The organism is Nocardioides stalactiti, from assembly GCF_014180715.1.
GTDB lineage: Bacteria > Actinomycetota > Actinomycetes > Propionibacteriales > Nocardioidaceae > Nocardioides > Nocardioides stalactiti.
In genome coordinates, this window is the sequence record NZ_JACEFC010000173.1 from 1 (window position 1) to 6315 (window position 6315).

The 6315-nt window shown below is 71.6% G+C and carries 9 protein-coding genes; 4 read left to right on the forward strand and 5 right to left on the reverse strand.

Annotated features, from left to right (window positions below; genetic code table 11):
- The 3 genes from H0487_RS21195 to H0487_RS21205 all read right to left on the reverse strand — a co-directional run.
- A partial coding sequence (locus H0487_RS21195) for a YgfZ family protein (RefSeq protein WP_512698511.1) occupies positions 1-520 on the reverse strand: 520 nt, incomplete at its 3' end.
- Positions 520-939 carry a Fur family transcriptional regulator gene (locus H0487_RS21200; RefSeq protein WP_183096210.1) on the reverse strand — a complete coding sequence of 140 codons (420 nt, stop codon included), beginning with the start codon at positions 937-939 and terminating at the stop codon, positions 520-522. The genes H0487_RS21195 and H0487_RS21200, both read right to left, overlap by 1 nt.
- Positions 932-1426 (reverse strand): heme-binding beta-barrel domain-containing protein, encoded by a 495-nt coding sequence (locus tag H0487_RS21205; RefSeq protein ID WP_183096211.1) that lies wholly within the window; start codon positions 1424-1426, stop codon positions 932-934. The genes H0487_RS21200 and H0487_RS21205 overlap by 8 nt, the downstream gene beginning before the upstream one ends.
- Positions 1427-1511: 85 nt before the next feature.
- On the opposite strand from H0487_RS21205, the gene H0487_RS21210 reads away from it, so the two are divergent.
- Both H0487_RS21210 and H0487_RS21215 read left to right on the forward strand, forming a co-directional pair.
- Positions 1512-1874: a DsrE family protein gene (locus tag H0487_RS21210; RefSeq protein WP_183096212.1), complete on the forward strand. Its 363-nt coding sequence runs from the start codon at positions 1512-1514 to the stop codon at positions 1872-1874.
- A gap of 27 nt (positions 1875-1901) precedes the next feature.
- Entirely contained in the window at positions 1902-2810 is a 909-nt protein-coding gene (locus H0487_RS21215; RefSeq protein ID WP_183096213.1) for an SGNH/GDSL hydrolase family protein, read from the forward strand.
- A gap of 38 nt (positions 2811-2848) precedes the next feature.
- On the opposite strand, the gene H0487_RS21220 is transcribed toward H0487_RS21215, so the two are convergent.
- Together H0487_RS21220 and H0487_RS21225 are read right to left on the reverse strand one after the other, a co-directional pair.
- Positions 2849-4057 (reverse strand): glycosyltransferase family 4 protein, encoded by a 1209-nt coding sequence (locus tag H0487_RS21220; RefSeq protein ID WP_246384136.1) that lies wholly within the window; start codon positions 4055-4057, stop codon positions 2849-2851.
- A 54-nt stretch (positions 4058-4111) separates the two neighbouring features.
- Positions 4112-4972, reverse strand: a complete 861-nt coding sequence (locus tag H0487_RS21225; protein WP_183096214.1) for a beta-keto acid cleavage family enzyme — start codon at positions 4970-4972, stop codon at positions 4112-4114.
- Between the two features lie 62 nt (positions 4973-5034).
- Between H0487_RS21225 and dtd the strand changes: the two genes are divergently transcribed.
- Together dtd and H0487_RS21235 are read left to right on the forward strand one after the other, a co-directional pair.
- Positions 5035-5478, forward strand: a complete 444-nt coding sequence (gene dtd / locus H0487_RS21230; RefSeq protein WP_183096215.1) for a D-aminoacyl-tRNA deacylase — start codon at positions 5035-5037, stop codon at positions 5476-5478.
- 17 nt (positions 5479-5495) lie between these two features.
- A partial coding sequence (locus H0487_RS21235; protein WP_183096216.1) for a nucleotidyltransferase family protein occupies positions 5496-6315 on the forward strand: 820 nt, incomplete at its 3' end.

Here is a 6315-nt window from a genome sequence, read left to right on the forward strand (position 1 = left end):
CCCACAGCCCCGCCGCCGGACCGGCGGCCTCGGCGTAGACACCGAGCCGCTCCCGCGGCACCAGGTCGTACTTGCCCGAGGGACGCCACGCGACGGCGACCTCGTCGGTGACGTCGGCGACCTCGACCCGGAGCAGGAAACGCATCCGCTCGAGGAAGTCGATGAGCGCCGGCGCGGCGCCCGGCTCGGTGTGCGCGACGAACGCACCCTCGTCACCGTCGGCCCCGTTGTCGACCCCGGCGAACGCGTGCTCGACGTGCCCGTTCGGGCTGAGCACGAGCGCCTGGGTCCACACGCCCGGTTCGAGCCCGTCGAAGTACTGGGTGGTGAGCGAGTGCAGCCAGGTGAGCCGGTCGGGCCCGCTGACCCGGACGACGTCACGGTGGCTCAGGTCGACGAAGCCGTCGCCTGCCGCCAGGGCTCGCTGCTCGCCGTACAACGAGCCGTAGTGCGCCGCCACGGGGGCGTCGACACCGTCGCCGGCCACGGCACCGGGCAGGGCGAGCAGGGGGCTCGACATCAGTTCTCCTCACAGTCGTGGCACCGGCCGAACACGGTCAGGTGCCCCAGGTCTGGGGTGAACGCGTGACGGGTGGCCAGAGATTCCACGAACGGCGCGGCTTCTGCCGCATCGACCGAGACGACCCGGTGGCAGCCGCGGCACACGAGGTGGAAGTGCGTGTGGCCGCGGGTCGAGTGGTAGGTCGGCGCCCGATCGCTGAGGTGGGCGTGCCGGACCAGGCCGAGCTCCTCGAGCACCTCGAGGGTGCGATAGACGGTCGATGCGTTGACCGTGGAGGCCTGCTGCTGGACGTGGGCAAGCACCTCGTCGGGGGTGGCGTGGCCGAGCTCGTCGACCGCCGCGAGGATCATCTCCCGCTGCGGGGTGAGGCGGTAGCCCTTCTCGCGGAGCGCCTGACGCCAGTCGGTGTCAGACACGTTGCAGCCTCGCCCACAGGTGCGGCTGGAGCTCCTGGCCGGCGGCCGCCATGTCGAAGGCGTAGAGGAGGTCGCCCTCGACGTTGCCGTACATCCGGTGCCCGGCGGTGACCTCCTTGGCGGACTCGGTGAACCCAACGCCCGCCGTGTGCAGCTCGACCTTGCCGCCCTCGGCCTGGCCGTACCAGATCTCCGACAGCCCGGTGTTGTGGGCGAGCACCATCTCCAGGCGGCCCTCACCGCGAGCCCGGATGAACCCGGTCTCCTGGGCGGCGTCGCGCACCTTGTTGCCCTCGTCGTCGATCACCCAGGACCGGGCCATGTAGTGGAAGAACGGGCGGCCGTCCTGCTGGAAGATCAGCTCCTGGCCGAACTGGAACTTCTCGATCGTGGGGTAGTCGCCGTGGCCGTTGCCGCGCCAGGTGCCGAGCATCCAGGCGATGGGTCCGCAGTCGGGGTGCAGGTTCTGGGGGATGTCGAAGGCCACGGTCGACCATCTTAGGAGGCCGTCGCCCCGAGGAGGCCGTCGTCGACGGCACCGTCGCCGTCGGGCCTCCCCTAGGGTGGCCTCCATGGCGCGAGAGCTCGTGGTGAAGGTGACCTGCGGCGTCGACGCGCCGGAACGGGCGAACCAGGGATTCACCGTCGCGGCGACCGCCGCCGCGTCGGGTGTCCCCGTGTCCCTGTGGCTCACCGGCGAAGCGGTGTGGCTCGCGACCCCCGAGCGGTCCACCGACCTGACGCTGCCGCTCGCCACCCCGGTGCCCGACCTGCTCGCGACGGTCCTCGAGCTCGGCACGGTCACGGCCTGCTCCCAGTGCGCGGCCCGGCGCGAGCTCGGCGCCGACGACCTGCTCCCCGGGGTCCGGATCGCGGGCGCCCCGGTGTTCGTCGAGGAGTGCCTCCGCGACGGCGCGCAGGCGCTCGTCTACTGACGACCACCCGCGCCCTAGAGTTTTCACGTGCTCAGATCGACCGCGACGGCGGCTGCCTGCCTCGCCCTCGCCACGGGACTGTCGGGGTTGACCGCCTGCGACGACCAGCCCTCGACGGGCCCAGGCGACGGCCGCTACGACCTCCGTGCCGGTGACACCTACGTCGCCATCGGCGACTCCTACACGGCGGCCTCCAAGACCAGCCCCCCGGCGAAGGACGACGAGCGCTGCGGCCAGGTGCAGCGCAACTACCCGCGCCTCATCGCCGAGGAGACCGGCGCCACCCTGCGGGACAACAGCTGCAACGGCGCCGACACCTCTCACCTGATTGAGCAGAAGTTCGTGTGGAAGGAGCCCGACGGCGAGCGGCTCTTCCACCCGCCCCAGCTCGAGGGGCTCGACGAGGACACCGACCTGGTGACCTTCCGGCTCGGCGCCAACGACTTCAAGCTGATCGGCAGCGCGTTCCTGTGCGCCCAGCAATTCTTCGGGAAGGCGCCGGGCACCTGTACGGCGCTCGACCGCGCGGCCGGACCGGACGGCGCCACCCAGCACCTCGCCGACCTCGTCCCGGTGGTCGAGGAGTCGCTCGCACTGGTCCGCGAGAAGGCTCCCAACGCCCGGATCATCGTGATCAGCTATCCGCAGATCTTCCCGCCCGACGGCAAGTGCGCCCTGCTACCGCTGCCCGACGGCGACGAGGCCTGGGCGCGCAGCATCGTCGACGGCCTCAACGCCGCGCTCGCGGCGGGCGCCGAGAGCATCGACGCGACGTACGTCGACATGTTCGAGGCGAGCGCCGGCCACGACATCTGCTCCGAGGAGCCGTGGGTCGCCGGAGCCGAGGTCGTCCGCGGCGGTGCCACGAAGTGGCACCCCTACCGCGAGGAGTCCGAGGTCGTCGCCGAGCTGGTGCTGGACGCGCTCGAGAACTAGGAGCCGAATCGGGACTTTCCTGGATCGGCGTGGTCCGGTCAGCGCGCGGCGACGCGCTCGAGGATCTCCTCGAACTTCGTCGCACACAGGGTGAGCTCGAACTCGCGCTCGGCGAGCTCGCGCGCCCGGCGGCCGAGCTTCTCGCGCTCCTCGTCGTCGTTGAGCACGTGGGTGACCCAGTCGGCCGCGGCAGGGATCGCACCGAGCTGCGGCGCCTGCACGCAGCCGCCGGCGGCGTCGATGAGGTGGGCGGCCAGGTTCTCCGACGGCATCAGGCCGAGCACGGGTCGTGCCGCGCACAGGTAGGACAGGGTCTTGGACGGGACGGAGAAGGCGCCCGCTGACTTGTCGAGCACGACGACCAGCACGTCGCCGGAGCCGAGGACCTCGGAGAGGCGCTCGTAGGGCTGGAAGGGCAGCAGCGTGACCGGCACGTCGAGCTTGGCGGCCTCGTCGGCGATCTCGTCCATCGCCGCGCCCTCGGTGACGACGGTCAGGTGCGCCGGGGTGCCCCGGTCGCGCACGGCCTTGGCGAGCTGGACGAGCAGCCGCGGGTTGTGCTTGAGACCGAGCGTGCCGGAGTAGACGAGGTTGGGCACGTCGACGAGGTCGTGCTCACGCGCCCACGGGTTGTCGCGGTCCGTGGGGACCAGCTCACCCAGCGGCGCCCAGTTGGGGATGACGGTGGTCTTGTCGGCGGTCCCCCACGCGCGGTGGACGTCGAGGAACGCCTCGGAGATCACCACGATCGCGTCGGCCCGTCGGTTGCACCACTTCTCGACCCAGCCGGCGACGTGCGCGAAGACGAGGAAGCCGCGACTCAGCTTGGTGCCGGCGAAGGACTTCATCGCGATGCCCTGGACGTCCTGCTGCCAGGACACCCACGGCTGCCGGGTGAGGAGGAGGAAGAACGTGACGACGGCCATCATCGGGACCGGCACGTTGCCGAACATCACGACGTCAGGACGGACCCGGCGGATCTGGCGGGCCAGCTGCACGCCGTAGCGGACCTCCTGGACCAGGCGGCGCGCGAAGTTGAGCTTCTCGACGACCTCGCCCTGGCCGATGGCCTCGAAGTGCAGGTGGTCGTGGCCGTGGAGGTTGCCCTTCCCGGACACGTGAGCCTCGCACCACGAGTGCGTGACGTCATGGCCTCGCCGCGCCAGCTCGGCGCTCAGCTCGACCTGGAACGGGTGACCGCTGTAGTCGTGAACAAGAACGCGCAACGCCAAAACCGACCCCTCCATGATCCTGAAATCCTGGTACTCCCCCGAACCGTCAACGACGGCGCTTGCAGGAAGTCACACCTCGGCTAGCGCCAATCCGAGCAGTGCCCGCGCCTCGGCGGTCGTTGCGGGGCGACGCTGCGCCAGCTCACCCAACGCCACGGCCCGCTCGACGAGCTGTCGGTTGCTCTCCACCGGCACGCCGCGGCTGATCGTCAGCACGTCCTCCATGCCGACCCGGAGGTGGCCGCCCTTGCTCAGCGCGGCGAGCGCGACCGGCAGGGTGGTGCGCCCGATGCCGGTCGCCGACCAGGTGGTGACCTGCCCCGGGAGGGCGGCGACCGCGGCGACGAGCGCGTCCGTCGTACCGGGCATGCCGCCGGGGACGCCCATGACCAGGTCGCAGTGGACCCGGCCGCCGAAGGGGAGGCCGTAGGTGTCGAGGAGGCGCTCCAGCGCGGCGACCTGCCCGAGGTCGAAGAGCTCGAACTCCGGCACGACCTCGCGCTCCTGGCTGAGCTGGTAGAGCTCGCACACGAACGGCCAGGGGTTGCTGAAGACGTCGTCGCCGAAGTTGGTCGTCCCCATCGTCAGGCTGCACGAGTCGGGGGCGGCGTCGAGCACCCGGAGGCGGTGCTCCAGCGGGTCGTGGACAGAGCCACCGGTCGACAGCTGGACCACGAGGTCGGTCGCTTCCCGGAGCGCCTGGACCGTGTCGGTGAGCCGCGCGAGGTCGAGGGTCGGACGGTGGTCGTCGTCGCGGATGTGGACGTGGATCATGGCTGCGCCCGCCGCCTCGCACTCCTGGGCGGTGCGCACCAGCTCCTCGAGCGTCGTCGGCAGCTGCGGGACGTCGACCTTCGCGGTCTCGGCACCCGTGGGTGCAACCGTGATCAGCAAGGCTTTCGGGTCAACGCTGCCAACGCTCTGCTCCATCCGGTTATCGTCTCAGAAAACAGGAGGATTTGTCGCCTCGGCGAGACTGGAAGGATGACCCCATGCGAGCGGTCGTCCAACGGGTCCTGTCGGCGTCGGTGACCGTCGACGACGAGGTCGTCGGGGCGATCGCCACCCCCGGGCTCCTCGTCCTCCTCGGGGTCACCCACGACGACGGCCCCGCCGAGGTCGCCTGGATGGCCCGCAAGATCCGCGACCTGCGGATCCTGCGCGACGAGCTGTCGGCGGCCGACACCGGTGCGCCCGTCCTGGTCGTCAGCCAGTTCACCCTGTACGGCGACACCCGCAAGGGCCGGCGACCGAGCTGGACCGCAGCCGCACCGGGTCCCGTGAGCGAGCCCCTGTACGACGCCGTCTGCGCCGAGCTCGAGCGGCTCGGGACGCATGTCGAGCGGGGCGTCTTCGGCGCGATGATGAGCGTGGCGTCGGTCAACGACGGGCCGTTCACGGTGCTCCTCGAGAGGTCCGCGGCGGACGGGACGTGATCCGCCAGACTGGACTGGTGCTGCTGACGCCCGCCGCCGTGTCGCAGGTGCGGCGCGCCGTGCGAGGTGCACTGCTCCTCGAGGGCGGGGCGTCGGCGCCGCTCTGGACCTGGCGCGGCCAGGTCCCGGAGCCGGCGTTCATCGCCGCGGTCGAGCGGCACCGCGTCGGCCTGCTCCTCGCGGACCACGTCGAGACCCTCGACCTCCCGGAGCCGGTCCGCGCACGACTGCGTGCGCAACGCGACGCCGAGCGACGCGCGGCGCTCGACCTCATCCGGCTCACGTCGTACGTCGACAGCCTGCTCGCCGACGTCCCTCACCTGCACCTCAAGGGGGTCGCCCTGGCGACCCTCAGCACCGGCGACCCGACCGCGCGCGGTGGCGGCGACGTGGATGTGGTCGTCGACCCCGGCCGGCTCGACGACGCTGCCGCGGCGCTGGTCGCCGACGGCTGGAAGGTCCGGCCGACCTACACCTCCGACCAGGAGGCGTGGGCGTGGCGCTACCAGCGCTGGGGCGCCCACGAGATGGCGTTCGACCGGGCGGGACTCACCGTCGACCTGCACTGGCGGCTCGACCCGACGTACGACGGGCTGCCGCGGTTCGCCGACCTGTGGACGCGGCGCCAGCAGGTCAAGGTCGGCCCGGTCGAGGTCGAGACCCTCGACACCGCCGACGCCTTCGCCCACTCGCTGCGGCACGCGGCCAAGGACGGCTGGGAGTCCCTGCGCAGCCTGGTCGACGTGCACCGGCTGGCCCGCGAGCCGGCGGCGCACGAGGTCGCGCTCGGGCGGCTCGACCACGCGACGCTCAGCGCCGTCGACGCCACCGTCGGGC

What these genes read in the sequence shown, in the direction of transcription:
- H0487_RS21220 (WP_246384136.1), bottom strand. Translation starts at nt 4,057, where the DNA reads ATGGAGGGGTCGGTTTTGGCGTTGCGCGTTCTTGTTCACGACTACAGC.
- dtd (WP_183096215.1), top strand. Translation starts at nt 5,035, where the DNA reads ATGCGAGCGGTCGTCCAACGGGTCCTGTCGGCGTCGGTGACCGTCGAC.
- H0487_RS21210 (WP_183096212.1), top strand. Translation starts at nt 1,512, where the DNA reads ATGGCGCGAGAGCTCGTGGTGAAGGTGACCTGCGGCGTCGACGCGCCG.
- H0487_RS21225 (WP_183096214.1), bottom strand. Translation starts at nt 4,972, where the DNA reads ATGGAGCAGAGCGTTGGCAGCGTTGACCCGAAAGCCTTGCTGATCACG.